We start from the raw sequence: 16,201 nt of genomic DNA on the forward strand, positions 1-16,201 counted from the left end.
CAACCAGTTGATGGTACCATTCAGTTAACATGCAACTCTACTTTTTTAGCGGCTTCGCTAATTCCTGTTTCAACTCGTGTTAGTAATTCATCACAAAACTTTTTGTCGCACAGTATTCCGGGCTTAAACTGCAATACTCTTGGATCAAGCATTGAATAAATTGCCCATACCCCATGTCTATAAAGCGATTGCATTACATATTTTGCACCTTCCGGATGGTTGAAAACCAATCCCATAACAACGCCCTTTTGTCTGATTTCAGAAAAAAAGTTTGACTGATTGTCTTTAATCGTATCCAGACCCTCTCGAAGATATTTGGAAATGAAAGCAACATTTTCACGAACCTTCTCACTATTTGTCATCTCCAGCACTTTCATCCCCACAATACATCCAAGCTCCGACCCGCCAAATGTTGAAATATGAGCCGATGCATCTTCCAGCATCCATTGCCCCGCCTCTTCATTCACGATCGTCGCAGATACAGGATAAATTCCACCACTAAGGCCTTTTGACGTAACAAGAATGTCCGGTTGTACACCATAATGTTCAATCCCCCACATTTTTCCCGTTCGCATGAGTCCCGTTTGTACTTCATCGGCAACATACAGTGTGCCAAATTTTTCACAGAGTTCTTTCACAGCCGCAAGATAACCATCTTTTGGGATCGGAAATCCATAAGTCGCCGGAATGGTCTCAATAACCACTGCAGCAGCGTCACCTCTCGATATCGCCTGTTCCATTGCATCCAAATCATTAAATGGAACATGAACATATTCACCAGGCTCCCCATCGCTTAAAAAGAGTTTTGAATAGCGTGCGTTCCCAAGCGCAACTGCGAGACCCGAATGTCCGTGGAATCCGTTTTTTATTGAAATTATTTTCTTCCGTTTCGTTACATAACGGGCACATTTAATTGCTACATCAATCGCATCGCCCCCGCTGCTCGAAAAAATGGAATATTTCAAGTTAGGCGGTGTCACTTTTGCCAAATCCTCCGCAAATTGAGCTCGTGCAGCAGATGGAAAATGGTGATTCCCAACATCAAACTCTTTCATCGCGTCAATTAACGTTTGAATTATTTCGGGATTCCGATGTCCAAGATTATACGTTCCGCCATTTAAATGGACATCCATTAATTGTTTTCCGTCCATGTCATAAAAATAATAGCCCTCACGCTTTCCAATCACTAAATCAATTCCATCATCATGCCATTGCTTTGCTTTTCCAGGATTCCACCATTTTGTCCCCTTTTCCAGTGCTTCTTTTTTTGCCAAAGTCTTTAAGTTAAACATAAGAATCCCTCCTTAACTCATTTGCTTGTAATCCTCAGAAAATATTGTCAATTGATCGTTAGTGACATATTAGTGTTTTGTTGTGGATTAATCAATCATTTTGTTAGATTTTTTAACATATTTTTTAATTTTATTGATTATTTTGTGTGGTTTTATGTTGTTATATAAATTAAAAAATCCATTAAGAACATAAATATATCTAGTTTAATTGGTCTAATCATGGTAAAATTCAAACAACCATTAATGTGGATTGGTGACTATTCATCAATCACTCTTATAAAATGAAGTGGAGTGTGCAAAAGTGTCCTTAGCATTTGAACAACGGAAGAAAAAAATATTAGATCAATTATTAAAAGAAAAAACGATTCAGGTACCTGATCTAGCACAATCATTAAATGTATCTTCTGAAACCGTTCGAAGAGATCTTGATAGACTGGAAAAGGAAGGAAAGTTAAAAAAGGTTTATGGCGGGGCAGTTTTGCCAGGATCCAATTTATGGGAACCCCCATTCACACAAAAAAGTCTTATCAATGCGGAAGAAAAGAAAGCAATTGGCAGACGCGCAGCGGAACTTGTGGAGGATGAGGATATCATCATGATCGGAAACGGGACCACAACCGTCGAAATGATTGATTTTCTATCTGATAAGCAAAACGTTACACTCATCACGTACTCAACGCCCGTTCTTTTAAAGGCAATGAAATCCTTCAACGGACCGATTATTTTTATCGGTGGAGAAGTTGACAAATCCCAAAAATCGACTCATGGACTCCTCGCTGAACTATCTTTAAAACAACTCAGAGCAGATAAAGCATTTATACCTGCTGGGGGTATATCAATTGCAGAGGGTATTAATGACTATGACTTGAATGAAGCAAAAATGTCCGGACTGCTCATTGAACGATCTAATGAGTCCATTGTAGTTGCTGATCACTCAAAACTTGAAGTAGCAACCTTTGCTCATATCTGTTCATTGCAAGACATATCAACCCTTATTACAACAAATCCGTGCCCTGAAGATTTAAAGAAACACATTGAAGACAGTGGGGTTCAATTACTTTTTGCTGAGTAGAATACCATTTAAGAAGCAGCACGTTCATTTTATATTTGTACAACTTCAGAAAATAAATTAACCCCAGAAGTTAAGTCAATCATTAACTTCTAGGGTTTTCTCATTCAGTCTATATACTTTTTATACGTTAAACGTCTTAACTTAATCGTTTTACAACGACTCTGTGACGACTTTGCGTTCAAATGGGTCGGAGCTGATTCCGGCTTCAACGATCTTTTTCGCCCATTCTTTCGCTGAAAAGAGCGAGTGATCGCGATAGTTGCCGCAACTCTCAATGGTTGTACCTTGAACATCGTCCCATGTTGCCGGCCCGGCGATAAATTCAAGCGATCCTTTTAATGCTTTGGCGACATCAACCGGATCATGTTCGCCCCAAAGAATCAGGTGAAACCCTGTGCGGCAGCCAAACGGTGAGCAGTCAATGACGCCTTCAAGCCGATCGCGCAGAAGGCTTGCCAGCATGTGTTCAATCGTGTGCAGTCCTGCAGTTGGAATGGCATTTTCATTCGGCTGTACAAAGCGCAGGTCATAATTCTGGATGACATCGCCTTTCGGTCCTTTTTGTGTGGCAATTAAGCGCACATAAGGCGCGAGAACCTTCGTATGGTCAAGGGTGAAACTTTCAACTTTTGCCATGATGAAACACTCCTTTTCGCTTCATTTATATTTATCGTATCATTTAAACGCGGGTACATATACACCGTTATATGTTTTTTTGATAGTGTTTGCAACCGATTGCGTCTGATATGCTTTAACTACCTTTTTATAAACGCCGTTGTTATTGTCTGCCGTTCTTGCAACAATGACATTGATCCATGGCTTGTTGTTTGTGTCACTAAGATCCGGTTTGATGCTGTATATGGAATCCTTAACCGGATCCATTTTATTATCAAGAATGAAGTTGCTGTTGGTAATCCCTGCTGCAAAGTCAGGCAGCAGGCTTGGAATCTTAGCTGGATCAACCTCAACAATCTTGACTTGCTTTTTATTCTCAATAATGTCTTTTACAGCCGGTGAATAACCTTTACTTGGATCGAGTTTGATCAGCCCGGCACTTTCCAAAACTTTCAAAGCTCGTCCGGCATTGGTCACGTTGTTTGGAATAGCGATTTTGTCACCTTTTTTAATCTGATTCAAGCTTTTCAGCTTATCCGAGTAGACATTCAAAGGAACGATATATGAATCGCCAATCACTGTGAATTTATAGCCCTTTTGCTTTTCTTCCTGATGCAGAAACGCATAGTGCTGAAATGCAGTCAGATCTAATTCTTTATTGTCCAACGACTGATTGGCAATAATCCCATCACTAAATTTGACCAATTTCACTTGAATATGCTGACTCTTCAAGTTCTTATTGACCTGTTTCCAAATCGGATCATCGCTGTTTCCGACCACCCCTACTTTAACTTCCTTCACATCTCCTGAACCACTTGATGACCCGCAGGCACCAAGCATGAGTACAAAAATAAGTGCCAGTAAAACACCGCTAATCTTTTTAAATTGATGATTCATCACGTCTGCCTCCTAATGTGTGTGTTTATTTGCAAGAAATGTCCCAAGAACTTGAACAATGCTGACGAAAATCAGCAGGACAATAATTGAAAGATACGTTGCGTCAAGCTGATTCATTTGGTAGCCGTAACGAATCGCAAAATCGCCAATACCACCTCCACCGACTACTCCGACAATCGCTGTTAAACCAATAAGACTAATCATCGTAATGGTCGAAACGCGCACGATCGAAGCGATGCCCTCTTTAAGATAAATTGAAAAAATGATTTGAACCGGTGATAAACCCATTGCTGTCCCTGATTCAACAAGTCCCTCGTCTACTTCACTGAGTGCCGACTCAATCTGCCTAGAAAAAAACGGCGTAATGCCGACAACGAGTGGGAAAAGCGTCCCTTGAACACCAACCGCCGTTCCAGAGATTAAACGAGTAATTGGGATGAGTGCTGCAATTAAGATGATGAACGGAATTGAACGAAATAAATTGATTACTTTATCAAAAAGGTTAAAGACAATCGGCCGCTCCAAGAGTCCATTCTTTTTTGTAACAACTAGTACAATACCGATAATCAGACTTAAGACAAACGAGATCAAACCGGATATGAACACCATCTGCAGCGTCTGAATAATCGAAAGATAAAATTCGTCAAGAACCTCAGAAACATTAGGCAGCAAAATACGCACGAGATTATCCATGATTCAACACCTCAATGGCCACATGTTTTTGTTTAAGATAATCAATGGCTTGATTGATCCGTGATTTCTCTCCACTTAAAATGACCACTAGACCCCCAAGCGGATGATCACTTAAGATCTGGATATCGCCGAAAACAATGTTGGCATCAACTTGGTACGCCCGAGAAATATAAGAAATCAGCGGTTCAGAAACACTATTTGTGACGTAGCTCATCTTAATCAACAACTGCCCCGGCTGAAGCCTGATCATTGGTGCATCCGAATCCATCAGCTGTGTAACATTACCCAGACTAGAAGTGGTTTCAATAAATGAGCGTGTCAACTCCTTCTTTGGGCTTGAGAATACTGTATAAACATCACCTTCCTCGATGATGTCTCCTTTATCAAGCACAGCTATTTTTTGGCAGATCTCCCGGACAACCGACATTTCATGCGTAATCACAACAATCGTTAATCCCAGCTCCCGGTTTAACTTTTTCAGCAAATAAAGAATTGATCTGGTCGTTTTCGGATCAAGCGCGCTTGTCGCTTCATCACAAAGAAGAATCTTCGGACGATTGACCAGCGCTCGAGCAATCGCAACCCGTTGTTTCTGCCCTCCGGACAGCTGCGCCGGATAGTCGTTCTCTTTATCCGGTAACGCAACGAGTTCGAGCAATTCGTGAACACGTCGTTTGATTTCCGGTTTCGATAAACCACTGTGCTTTAGCGGCAAAGCAATATTTCCAAAAACGGTTCGGGAAGGCATGAGATTGAATTGTTGAAAGATCATACCGATTTTGCGACGAATCGCTCTTAATTCCCTCGCGTTCAGACTGACAATATCTCGGCCTTCGAAGAATACATGACCGCTTGTCGGTTTTTCAATGCCGTTAAAGCATCGGACAAGCGTCGATTTTCCGGCACCACTGTAACCGATAATTCCAAAAATATCGCCTTCATTGATTGACAGATTGACATTTTTCAGAACGGTATTGGACTGTTTCCCGTCTGTGAAGACTTTAGCCATTCTCTCGGTGCGAATCACTTCTTTTGCCATTGCTTCCGCCTCCTTTCATAACTCAAAAAAAAACAAGTTTTCTTAAGAAGAAGACTTGTTCCTGCCTCTTCTCATCTTTGAACACAAGGTGCATGCTCCTGGAATTGACACCATGCAATCGTTCGCTGGTTGTCGGGGTTCATCGGGCCAGTCCCTCCGCCTCTCTGGATAAGAAAAATCATTTATTTAGTTATCTCCTCATTCATTCTGAGAAGTCTCTGCAGTTAACGCTTCTAATCGAATGATTGCCTCATAAACGGAGTCAGCCGTTACTGTAAACGGCAGTAGGTGTATCGTTTTATCCTTTGTTACCGCTTGTTCCGCCAGTCTGCAAATGTCCTGTTTCGATCGCCGGCCAAGGCGCAAGGCGTGCAAATTGGCCGGCAGCTCGAGTGCAGAGTAAAAAGGAATCAGTCGCCGAATCTCCTCCCACTTTCTTTCAAGCGCTAACTGCACCATGATCCCGTAGGCGACTTTTGCTCCATGTAGCAGATGCACGGTCTCCGGAAACACCGTCAGGGCATCGTGTACCGAATGAGCTGCAGTCGCCCGTCCATATTGATCAGCCAGACCGCCGACAAGGCCGCCGGCCATAATATTTGTTTCCATAACAAGCTGCCATGCATCCGACAGGATTCCCTTTTTCATGTCTCGAACCGCTTGAACTCCATGCTTTAATGGAACATCGCGACACATCGTCGCAGACGCTCGTGCATACTTAATCGATAGATGATTCTGTTCCACTTGCCTCAATAGGCTCTCGGATTCATACCATTTTGCCAGTGTATCGGCAATACCGGCGACAAAATAGTCGTAAGGCGAATCGAGAATCACTCGCGGTTCGAGCAGCACAAGATTGGATTGATTCGGAAAAATCCGATGACCCACACAGCGTCCGTCTTCTTTATAAAAGACACTGAGCGCTGACCATGCGGCACAATTACTTGCCATTGTCGGCATCAATACAAACGGGACGCCACCTGTCTGAAATGCAGCAGCTTTTGCCGTATCAAGCACCTTGCCCCCACCAAGACCGATGATCACATCAACGTGCTTTTCTTTGGCATCTTGGGCAACACGATCAACTTCTTGATACGAACATTCGCCGGAAAAGGTCCGGTCAACCACGTCGATATCAAGTTCGTTCACTCGAGGCAGATAACGCAAAGCTTTCTTCAACGACTTGGTGCCATGTAGAAAAAGCACGCGTGTTGCGGAACAAGACTTGAGAAAATCAATTAAATATCCGTAAGCCCCTTGTTCGGAGACATATTGCTGCGGTCCGATGCGCGTCATCACATGATATGCCATTACCGCTCAGCTCCTTTTCAACAAAACAATCCGTTTGCGCTTAATTCATCGTCATACCGCCGGTAACATTAATCGCTTGCCCGGTCATATAGGAAGAAAGCTCGCTGGCAAGAAACAGCGCAACGCGAGCAACATCGACCGGTTTTGCGGTACGTCCAAGCGGAACCTGAGAACAATCTTCCTCATAGATCTGTTCCGGAGTCAATTCTCTCAGCTTCGCACCATCAATTCGCTCGCGGTGCTTCATACTGGTCTCGACAATTCCAGGACAAATCGCATTGACCAAGATTTGTTTTGGTGCAAGTTCGACCGCCATGACTTTTGTAAACCCAAGCACGGCATGTTTTGACGAACAATAGTTTCCCATACAGCGGTACCCATTTTTCCCCGCCTGCGATGCAATATTGATGATCCTTCCTTCAATTCCCAATTCAAGCATGCGACGCGCGATTGCTTGAGATACAAGAAAGGTTCCTTTCGCGTTGACATCCATAACCCGATCCCAATCCTCTTCGCGAATAGCCACCGCATAATCCATCGTTGATATGCCTGCACTGTTCACGAGAATGCTGATTGGACCGAGTAAGCGCTCTGCTTCCTGCACCGCTTCGTCGACTTCTGATTTGTTTGTCACATCCAGCTTCAGATGAACAAGCCGTTCGGACTGCCGTTCTGCTTTTTCTTTATAAGCAACATCAGCAACAGCAACACGTGCTCCTGCTTCTAGAAATAATTTCGTAATGCCTTGGCCGATTCCAGAATTTCCCCCTGTAATCAACACATTTCTGTCTGATAAATCAATAGCGATCATTTCTGATTTCAGCCCCAATTCCTAGCAAAATTCATTCAAATACATGAAGTGCCTTAATGCGCGAAACCGCCTCAGTGAGACGTTCCTCCGCGTTCACTAAACTGATTCGAATAAACGAATCGCCTCTTTTTCCGAAGCCGATTCCCGGTGCAACAACGATATGTGCCTCATCGAAAAGCAGATTGGCAAACGTTTCGCTTGTATAGCCTTTTGGGACCTTCAGCCAAGCAAAAAAAGTACCTGCCGGCGGCGCGGTAACCTCCCAGCCAATTTTTCTTAAGCCATGAATCAGCACATCGCGCCGGCGCTCATAAGTATGCGCAATTTCCGCTGCGCACTGCTGTGAAGATTGAAGCGCGCAAGCGGCCGCATCTTGAACCGCACCGAACACCGTACTGTAAGCATGGGTCTGAAAGTGATTCAATGCCTGAATGATCGAGGCATTGCCAACTGCAAAACCAAAACGCCAACCTGCCATGTCGTAGGTCTTCGACATCGTGTAGACTTCAACAGCAACTGATTTCGCCTGATCGGTCTGCAAAATACTGAGCGGCTTGCGACCGTCAAACCCAAGTGAGGCATAAGCGAAATCATTGACCACCGGCAATTGACGGCTTTTCGCTAAATCAATCGTAGACTGATAGAATGCCTCTGTCGCCAGTGCTCCAGTTGGATTATTCGGATAATTAAGCAATAAAAGTCGTACTTTTGCGAGAACATGGTCCGGAATACATCTATAGTCTGGCAGAAAATGAGTCGACTCTTCCAAAGGCATGGCATATGTATTGGCTTGCGCAAGCACCGCAGCAGAATAATAGATTGGGTAGCAAGGATCCGTAATCAGCATATAATCCCCCGGATTCAGCAGCGCTTGGGGAATTCCGGTAATCCCAATATGTGCTCCATGAAAAATGGCAATTTCTTTTGTCGGATCAAGTACGACACCGTATTCTCTTTTATAAAAATCAGCGATCGCTTGCCGAACATTTTCTTTTCCCAAAAAAGGAGGATACGCTTGATTTTCCGATTTTTCGATCGCCTCTTTCATTGCATCAACAATGTGTCGCGGTGTCGGAAGATCAGGATTTCCTTTTGAAAGATCTAGAAACGGTTGGCCTGTCTGTGCAGATGCAGCCAGCTTTTGATCAAGACCTTTGAAAAAATTAACCGGCAATTTGCTCACGCGTTCCGAAGGACTGAAGAAAACCATCCCATCACCCTCCACTCTTAGCTTACTCTGCTCATGACAATAACCCCTGATTGCCGAAAACAAGTGGCGCTAACTGCTCCAAATAGTTCCGATCCATCACATCGAAATGATTCAAATACGGACTGTCCAGATCCAGAACGCCAAAGAAGCGGTTTGTTCCCGGCCAGAATACCGGCACAACAATTTCGGAGCGGGAGCGCGCATCGCAGGCAATATGCCCTGGAAACTGATGCACATCAGGAACAATTTCGCTCTTCTTTGTAACCGCAACGTGACCGCATACCCCCTTGTTCGCAGGAATATGCATGCAGGCAACTCGGCCTTGGAAGGGACCCAAAATCAATTCATCATTTTTCCAACGATAAAATGTGGTTCCATTCAAACCAGGCACTTTCTCAAAGATCAATGAAACCATATTACTCATATTCGCCACCAAGTCGAACTCATGTTGGAGCAGCGCTTTTGTTTGATTGATCAAATCCGAATAGGTTCTTTTCTTGGTTTCCATTGGCCCTCCTAATCATCACGCAGCCAGAAATTCTATCCTTGCGTCAATGGGTTAAAACTATTCTATATTGATAAAACATATATGTCAACTAGGTATTATAGTAATTAAAAACCTTTGAGAACAATCCGGCACTCAAAGGTTTTTTGGGTCATCCATTAACAAGATACACCCGGATTGACGAGATGCGTGGGTCTTTGATCTGCACTCAAGCGCTGAACCAATTGTTCAAGCGTCATTTTTCGAGCCGCGTAAAAGGAGTCTTCGGAAACAAAGGCAGCGTGCGGGGTAATCACTGTATTTTCAAGCGTAAATAAACGACTTTGTTCCGTATCTTCATCCTCGATCACATCAAGTGCGGCCGCCTGGATATCACCGTCTTCAAGCGCTTTGACCAAGGCCGCTTCGTCAACGACCTTGCCGCGGGCGGTATTGATCAAAAAGGCACTCTTTTTCATCAGCTTCAGTTCCCGTTCTGAAATCAGATGATGGGTTGTGTCCATGAGTGGACAATGAAGCGAGAGAATATCGGATTCAGTAAGCAACGCATCAAACGTCTCCGCCTTTTCCACACCATAGGTTTCCAGAAATTCTTTTGTTTTGGTTGGTGCATAGGCGAGAATGCGCACGTTCAGTGCTTGCAGCATCGGAATCATTGCCCGCGGAATACTGCCGAAGAAATAAAGGCCAACCGTTTTACCTTCGAGCCGATGCGTCGTGTAGCCAAGGAGCGGATCCCATTTTCCCTGGCGCACCTTTCGATCAAAATAAGTAAGCTTCCGGGTCAGATCGATGATCAAGCCAATGGTGTGCAGTGCGACTTCCTCAGAACAGAATCCCGGACAGTTGGTCACGCATACACCGTGTTCGGTCGCCGCGCCAAGATCGACATTATCAACGCCAATTGATTGCAACGCAACAATCTTCAAATGGGGCAGTTGATTGAGAATATCTTTTGTGATTTGCTGGTACTCGACGACCACGCCGTCCGCATCCTGCGCATAGTCGACAAATGAGTTCCGATTCTCGTAATCTTTCACCTCGATCAGCTCAAGATCATTAATCTTCCATTCCGTAAGCAATTGACGCTCATAATCAAGAGAATCATCAATATTATAGTAGAGGACCTGCTTGTTCATGGCGGTCATCCCCTCTTATTTTTTACTCAATTGACTCAAGACCTGATCAATAATCGCGATGCCCTGATCGATTTCCTGCTTTTTTACGTTGAGCGGTGTCGCAAAGCGCATCCCGTTTTCATGAACGCCGCAACCGAGCGTCAGAAGCTTCTTCTCTAAGCACCCCTTCTGCACCTTCGCAAGCAGGTCCCCTGCAGGGCTTCCATCCAGATGTGAAAATTCAATCGCTTGCATTAACCCAAGCCCGCGTGCATCGGAAATACAGGCATATTTTTTCTGTAATTCCTGAAGCTGTCCGTTCAAATACCTGCCGATCTCATTGACGTGATCAAGTAGCTGTTCTTTTTTAAATACATCCAAAACCGCTAATGCAGCGGCTGCACAAATCGGATTACCGCCAAAAGTCGTCCCATGCATCCCCGGATGCCATTCCGCCATAACCTCCGGCGACGCAATCACCGCACTCATCGGCAATCCACCGGCAATCGCCTTGCCCACCGTCATAATATCGGCAGCAACATCAAAATGTTCGCTGGCAAACATTTTCCCAGTCCGACCGTATCCCGACTGAATTTCATCCATAATCAACAAAATCCCATAGCGATCACATCGCTGGCGGATGCCCTGAACAAAAGCCTTCGACGGAACAACGTACCCGCCTTCCCCTTGAATCGGTTCCATAATGATCGCCGCAACCTGATCCGGACTCACAAGGTACTCAAACAAATGATCCAATTCATCCAGACAAAAATCCGTACGCTGCGCCTCATCAAATCCGTTCGGACACAGATCCTTCGACGGATAAGGTGTAAAATAAACCGAACCGACCAGAGGCTCATACGTTTTTCGGTATTTCGCCTTAGACCCCGTCACCGACAGCGCCCCGAACGTCCGCCCATGAAAGGAACCCTCAAACGCAATCATTGCCGGCCGTTTCGTATAGGCACGTGCCAGTTTCAAAGCACCATCAATCGCCTCCGCCCCGCCATTGGAAAAAAACACCGAATTCAGCTCACCCGGCGTTACCTCCGACAAACGTTTCGCCAATTTAAGCGTCGACGGATAGTTCACCACATTAAACGAGGCCGTGAGCAACTGCTCCGCCTGCTGCTTAATCGCTGCCACAACCTTCGGGTGACAATGCCCCAGCGCGTTAACCGCAATTCCCTGAACAAAGTCGAGATAACGCACACCATTCACATCCGTCAGATAGCATCCCTGACCACTTTCCATAATCAGATCCGTTGCCTTAGCCAATGCTGGACTCAAATAGGGCCGATAGTCCTCGAACTTCATGTACACGCCCCCCGAGAATAAGATCACCTCAAAATCTGCTTTAGCTATAAAGGTATGACATGTGCAGGGGAATATGCCATTATATTCTCAGCAAACAAACTGCAGAACTAAATAAAAGACGACCGGAATGCTAATTCACCCAAGAATTGCGGTCTTACATCAATAATTGAATAGGAATAATTTTGCCCAATGCAACTGTTAACAATTTGAAGAAATTACAATAAATAGCACATATGGTATAATGTCACTTGTTTCATCATTCTATTATCCTATGAAAGAAGGAATACATATGAAATGTACGTATTGCGGTACGGACAACAATGAAAACGCAGCGTTCTGCGGTCATTGCGGACAACCACTTAAGTCTGCTTCCTTATCTTCTGAACAATCGGCGCAAAAAGAAACAGCAGCCGCAGCGGCAAATAAAGGGGAACTCACGATTAACGCAGATGTCTTCGCAAACTTCTGGAGCTATGTAAAGGGTGCGTTAAAAACACCGAATGCATTCGACGATCATTTAAAAAACGGCATCTTTTCTCTAGCTCTTCTCTGCATTTTTCTTCCTATATCTATAGTTAACGCAATGAATCAGCTCTATCGCACGGTTGGCGGATGGGTCGGAAGCGAAGTATTTGGATCGACGCTGTCGGTACATGCACAACTATTGGGATTCGATGCAATGTTTAAGGGGATGCTTACGCTTGCTCTATGTATCGCCTTTTACGCACTGCTCATCTTTATATGCTTAAAGGTCGCTCGCCGAGAGGTCTCATATTCATCAATTATCGAGCGATTCGGCTCCTTAAGCGTACCATTAATGGTGCTCTCACTTGCATTGTTCTTCATTTCCTATCTGAATCTGCAAATCTACCTGTTTCTGCTGATTCTAGCGACAATTGGCATTCAAGTCATGTTCTTTCTAACTATGTTTTCCTTCAGCAAAAAAGCACATTTTGATACCTTTTATCTCACGCTGATTTGCCATGCGGTCTACACCATTGTCCTTTATTTTGCGCTGAAATCGTACTTTATTAATCTCATTATGAATCTTCCAGGCTTACTGAACAACTAATACGGTACCAAATTACAATCAAAAAGAAGGTTATTCGACGTTGACTAGGCATTGTACCGAGTGCGGACAAGCACTTCAAGACAATATGAAATTTTGTACACAGTGCGGCCATCCCGTGGAATCAGCGCAGGATCAAACGGCAGCAACGAGCACTGCTACGCTTTCACAGGTTCCAACTGAAAAACGTTATACAATGACATCAGACAAAAAATCCATTACCATCAAGAAAAGTGTTCTCATTCCTGTCATTATCGCTATCCTTTTGATCATTGGTTTTTACTATACGGGAAAAGTATTCACCGACCCACAGCGCACCGTCGATTCATTTCGCAATGCTGTTCGCGATCACAAGACACATCAACTTGCACAAATGATCCACACTAATGAGAATACAAAAGTTGGCGATGCACAGGCAAAAGCAATGCTTCAGCTTTTCGATAAAAATCCAAGCATCTATTCACAATCTCTGAGTGCTATGGAAAGCAGTGCAAAGCAATCCGGGAAACAACCTTCTGGGAGTCATGCGCTCTACCAGTTAAAAAAATCAGGCAAGAAATTCTTAATCTTTGATCACTATCAAATTACGACAAACACTGTCCATCCAAAGGTTGTCACCAATTTAAAAGGAATGAAGGTTGGCATTAAAAACATCGGCAAGATGAAAACCGCCGCCAAAGCAAATAACGATAATTCAGAAACCATTTCACTGAGCGGAGTCATTCCCGGTTATTACACAGTCATTGGTCAATCTAAAGCGATGAATACATCGCAGTCTACCGCATTGCTGTCAAATGACGATGAAACGATTGATTTCTCAGGTTCCTTTATACCGGTTTCCACCAACCTGCCGGGAGCCAAATTGTTCATCGATGGCAAGGATGCCACGAAACCTCTTTTGGGCGACGTTGTTAACGTGGGACCATACAAGGAAGGAGACACGCCATCCTTTTATGCAACGTACACAGTGAATGGGAAATCGATTAAATCAAATACAATTTCCATTTCAGATGATGAATCGTCGGATGATTATTCAGATGAGTATGATGATGAAACAACGACAATCGGTGATGCCGAATCAGACGGTATTAATCTCATATTCGAAGAGGCTGCTGAAGATGGTTTCTATTCACTGAATCGTGATGATCTGAATGGAGAACAAAACGGAAATACACTTCACGCTTATTTTCAAGACTATTATGATTCATTAACAAGCGCAGTCAATGAGCAAGATAACGACTATCTGACCGACTATTACGAAACCGGAACACCGTTCAGCCAATCCACATTCAAGGACCTCAAGGGGATTGAAGATAAAGAGATTAGTGAATCGCTTCACTCCTTTGAAGTGACGAAAATATCCAATGATAATTCCGAAACCTTCACGATTGATGTCACTGAAGATTGGAATGAATACTATTATGATGATGATGACAACGAGGTCGATAAAGATTTCACATTGAAAACCACCTATCAATTGAAACCAACCGCCCCAGGACAACTGAAAATTGTCGGTTATAAAGTTAATAGCAAATCAGAAAAATAAGTTTCAGCTTTACGAATACGAAAAAGCGGAACGGAAAACCATCATTTTCCGTCCCGCTTTTTTCTTTCCTCAATAACTTGGGTGGTCCCCACGAATGTAATGGTCAGCCTGCATCCATGCCTCACTTAAACCCCTTATTCTCCAGCACAGTCACTTTCTTTTGCGAGGTACGCCCGGCCTTCTTCGTATAGGCAACCAGTTTGACAAGATCTTCCCAGCACTGCTTTGCGCCGAACGTAAGCAAAGGTACACCGATAAAATCGATATGCATCCAGCGCGAGCATAAGCCCCCCATGGTCATCGCAAACGGAACCGTCGGGGATGTATTCGAGAAAATAATCTTTTCATCGCCATGATATTTTTCTGCGAGCAGTTCGGCTAAGTGCGTCATCGCCGGCAGCACATGCTTTCCCGGACCGCGCCCAACGGTATAGACGGCATTTCCTTCCTTATCGACACCATGAAAGATGAATGTTCCCATATCCGATGAATTCAATTGATTGAAATACGGCACCTCTAGAATTTCTTGTGATGTCAGTTTCCGATCATCCGGAATCAAATTCAGATGATAGGCCGCCGCAAGTGATGTGGTGTGGGTGCCGCCGAAATCATTATAGATATAAATCATGCAAACACCTTCTCATTGAACAATTTCAATTCTTCATTGATTATTGCCATGAATCGGGGGAATTAATCGATACCTAGACGCCGTGCATCGTACTGACTTATCCTATCGTTTCCGTGCTAAGTATCAGCGGTTTCAAACTAACAAACACTTCTCATCCTAAAAAAACACCCACCTTGAACTTGGTTGGATGTTTTTAATATTTATATGAGTTAAGAAGTGAGCAAACAAAATCCGCACCATTCGATGCAAAGTTTCCTTAAACACTCTGTGATTGCGCGGAAAAACGGCTGAGAAAGTTCATGGTCCGCTGATGTTTCGGTTGATTGAAAATTTGTTTCGGTGGTCCCTGTTCGATGATCTGGCCCTCCGCCATGAAGACAACCCGATCAGCAATATCACGTGCAAAGGCCATTTCATGAGTGATGAGCAGCATCGCCATTTCCTCTTCTTCTGCGATCTCGCGAATGACTTCCAGCACCTCACCGACAAGTTCAGGATCGAGCGCCGATGTAACTTCGTCAAACAGCATGATTTTCGGTTTCATGACAAGCGCGCGAGCCATTGCGACGCGCTGCTGCTGCCCCCCTGATAGTTGCGCCGGGTAGGCATTGCATTTGTCAGCTAAACCTACTTTTTCCAGCAGCTTGACGGCTTGCTCCTTGGCCTCCTGCTTTGTTCTGCCCAGTACATGAACCTGCGCCTCCATAATGTTGCGCAAAATCGTCATATGCGGAAAAAGATTAAAGTGTTGAAACACCATGCCAATTTGCCCGCGAACTTTGCGCAAATGACTCGCGTTAGCTTCCATGAGCCGCCCATTAACGTTGCGGTGCCACAACAGTTCTCCGCCGACTTCAATCGTTCCTTTCGATGGTTTTTCCAAAGTCATCAGCATGCGGGCAAGCGTCGTTTTTCCCGATCCGCTCGGTCCAATCATGGCGACCTTCTCGCCCGGATATATATCAAAGTTAATGTCACTGAGCACTTCTGTTGCCCCAAACCTTTTGCCGATATTACGGTATTTAACTAATGGTTCGCCCGCTACGTGTTCATTCATGAGAACCATTCCTCCTTTTCA

16 protein-coding genes, 1 pseudogene and 1 riboswitch are annotated in these 16,201 nt (G+C 44.2%); of the genes and pseudogenes, 4 read left to right on the top strand and 13 right to left on the bottom strand.

The window, feature by feature from the left end:
* Window positions 1–20 precede the first annotated feature (20 nt).
* A complete protein-coding gene (locus SIN01_RS03215; protein WP_141305965.1) occupies window positions 21–1,292 on the bottom strand; it encodes a class-III pyridoxal-phosphate-dependent aminotransferase in 1,272 nt (423 codons plus the stop codon).
* Window positions 1,293–1,593: 301 nt separating this feature from the next.
* Between SIN01_RS03215 and SIN01_RS03220 the strand changes: the two genes are divergently transcribed.
* Window positions 1,594–2,364, top strand: a complete 771-nt coding sequence (locus SIN01_RS03220; RefSeq protein ID WP_028983783.1) for a DeoR/GlpR family DNA-binding transcription regulator — start codon at window positions 1,594–1,596, stop codon at window positions 2,362–2,364.
* A 150-nt stretch (window positions 2,365–2,514) separates the two neighbouring features.
* Here SIN01_RS03220 and SIN01_RS03225 read toward each other — a convergent pair whose 3' ends face one another.
* From SIN01_RS03225 to SIN01_RS03270, 10 genes are all read right to left on the bottom strand, one after another.
* Window positions 2,515–3,000 carry an S-ribosylhomocysteine lyase gene (locus SIN01_RS03225; RefSeq protein WP_028975796.1) on the bottom strand — a complete coding sequence of 162 codons (486 nt, stop codon included), beginning with the start codon at window positions 2,998–3,000 and terminating at the stop codon, window positions 2,515–2,517.
* Window positions 3,001–3,039: 39 nt separating this feature from the next.
* Window positions 3,040–3,876 (bottom strand): MetQ/NlpA family ABC transporter substrate-binding protein, encoded by an 837-nt coding sequence (locus SIN01_RS03230; RefSeq protein ID WP_141305966.1) that lies wholly within the window; start codon window positions 3,874–3,876, stop codon window positions 3,040–3,042.
* Window positions 3,877–3,888: 12 nt separating this feature from the next.
* Window positions 3,889–4,569: a methionine ABC transporter permease gene (locus SIN01_RS03235; RefSeq protein WP_141305967.1), complete on the bottom strand. Its 681-nt coding sequence runs from the start codon at window positions 4,567–4,569 to the stop codon at window positions 3,889–3,891.
* On the bottom strand, window positions 4,562–5,608 hold the full coding sequence (locus SIN01_RS03240; protein ID WP_174842569.1) for a methionine ABC transporter ATP-binding protein: 1,047 nt from the start codon (window positions 5,606–5,608) through the stop codon (window positions 4,562–4,564). The genes SIN01_RS03235 and SIN01_RS03240 overlap by 8 nt, the downstream gene beginning before the upstream one ends.
* Before the next feature lie 68 nt (window positions 5,609–5,676).
* Window positions 5,677–5,783, bottom strand: a riboswitch (SAM riboswitch).
* Window positions 5,784–5,806: 23 nt separating this feature from the next.
* Window positions 5,807–6,919, bottom strand: a complete 1,113-nt coding sequence (locus SIN01_RS03245) for an iron-containing alcohol dehydrogenase family protein (protein ID WP_141305968.1) — start codon at window positions 6,917–6,919, stop codon at window positions 5,807–5,809.
* 40 nt (window positions 6,920–6,959) lie between these two features.
* Complete coding sequence (locus tag SIN01_RS03250) at window positions 6,960–7,730, bottom strand: SDR family NAD(P)-dependent oxidoreductase (protein WP_141305969.1); 771 nt, start codon at window positions 7,728–7,730, stop codon at window positions 6,960–6,962.
* A gap of 31 nt (window positions 7,731–7,761) precedes the next feature.
* On the bottom strand, window positions 7,762–8,940 hold the full coding sequence (locus SIN01_RS03255; protein WP_141305970.1) for an aminotransferase class I/II-fold pyridoxal phosphate-dependent enzyme: 1,179 nt from the start codon (window positions 8,938–8,940) through the stop codon (window positions 7,762–7,764).
* Between the two features lie 31 nt (window positions 8,941–8,971).
* Entirely contained in the window at window positions 8,972–9,448 is a 477-nt protein-coding gene (gene msrC / locus SIN01_RS03260; RefSeq protein WP_141305971.1) for a free L-methionine (R)-S-oxide reductase MsrC, read from the bottom strand.
* Window positions 9,449–9,603: 155 nt separating this feature from the next.
* On the bottom strand, window positions 9,604–10,584 hold the full coding sequence (locus tag SIN01_RS03265) for a C-terminal binding protein (protein WP_141305972.1): 981 nt from the start codon (window positions 10,582–10,584) through the stop codon (window positions 9,604–9,606).
* A 15-nt stretch (window positions 10,585–10,599) separates the two neighbouring features.
* Window positions 10,600–11,880 carry an aspartate aminotransferase family protein gene (locus SIN01_RS03270; RefSeq protein WP_141305973.1) on the bottom strand — a complete coding sequence of 427 codons (1,281 nt, stop codon included), beginning with the start codon at window positions 11,878–11,880 and terminating at the stop codon, window positions 10,600–10,602.
* A 289-nt stretch (window positions 11,881–12,169) separates the two neighbouring features.
* Between SIN01_RS03270 and SIN01_RS03275 the strand changes: the two genes are divergently transcribed.
* From SIN01_RS03275 to SIN01_RS03280, 3 genes and pseudogenes are all read left to right on the top strand, one after another.
* Window positions 12,170–12,952, top strand: a complete 783-nt coding sequence (locus tag SIN01_RS03275) for a zinc ribbon domain-containing protein (RefSeq protein WP_170214990.1) — start codon at window positions 12,170–12,172, stop codon at window positions 12,950–12,952.
* Between the two features lie 40 nt (window positions 12,953–12,992).
* A pseudogene (locus tag SIN01_RS15640) lies at window positions 12,993–13,064 on the top strand (zinc-ribbon domain-containing protein); the annotation flags it as partial.
* Between the two features lie 3 nt (window positions 13,065–13,067).
* Window positions 13,068–14,495 (top strand): zinc ribbon domain-containing protein, encoded by a 1,428-nt coding sequence (locus tag SIN01_RS03280; protein WP_244935248.1) that lies wholly within the window; start codon window positions 13,068–13,070, stop codon window positions 14,493–14,495.
* Window positions 14,496–14,616: 121 nt separating this feature from the next.
* Here SIN01_RS03280 and SIN01_RS03285 read toward each other — a convergent pair whose 3' ends face one another.
* Together SIN01_RS03285 and ehuA are read right to left on the bottom strand one after the other, a co-directional pair.
* Window positions 14,617–15,123 carry a DUF3189 family protein gene (locus SIN01_RS03285; protein WP_141305976.1) on the bottom strand — a complete coding sequence of 169 codons (507 nt, stop codon included), beginning with the start codon at window positions 15,121–15,123 and terminating at the stop codon, window positions 14,617–14,619.
* A 256-nt stretch (window positions 15,124–15,379) separates the two neighbouring features.
* Window positions 15,380–16,180: an ectoine/hydroxyectoine ABC transporter ATP-binding protein EhuA gene (ehuA, locus tag SIN01_RS03290; protein ID WP_174842570.1), complete on the bottom strand. Its 801-nt coding sequence runs from the start codon at window positions 16,178–16,180 to the stop codon at window positions 15,380–15,382.
* Window positions 16,181–16,201: the final 21 nt, after the last annotated feature.

The sequence above is a fragment of the Sporolactobacillus inulinus genome (assembly GCF_006539285.1).
GTDB classification, from domain to species: Bacteria; Bacillota; Bacilli; order Bacillales; family Sporolactobacillaceae; genus Sporolactobacillus; species Sporolactobacillus inulinus.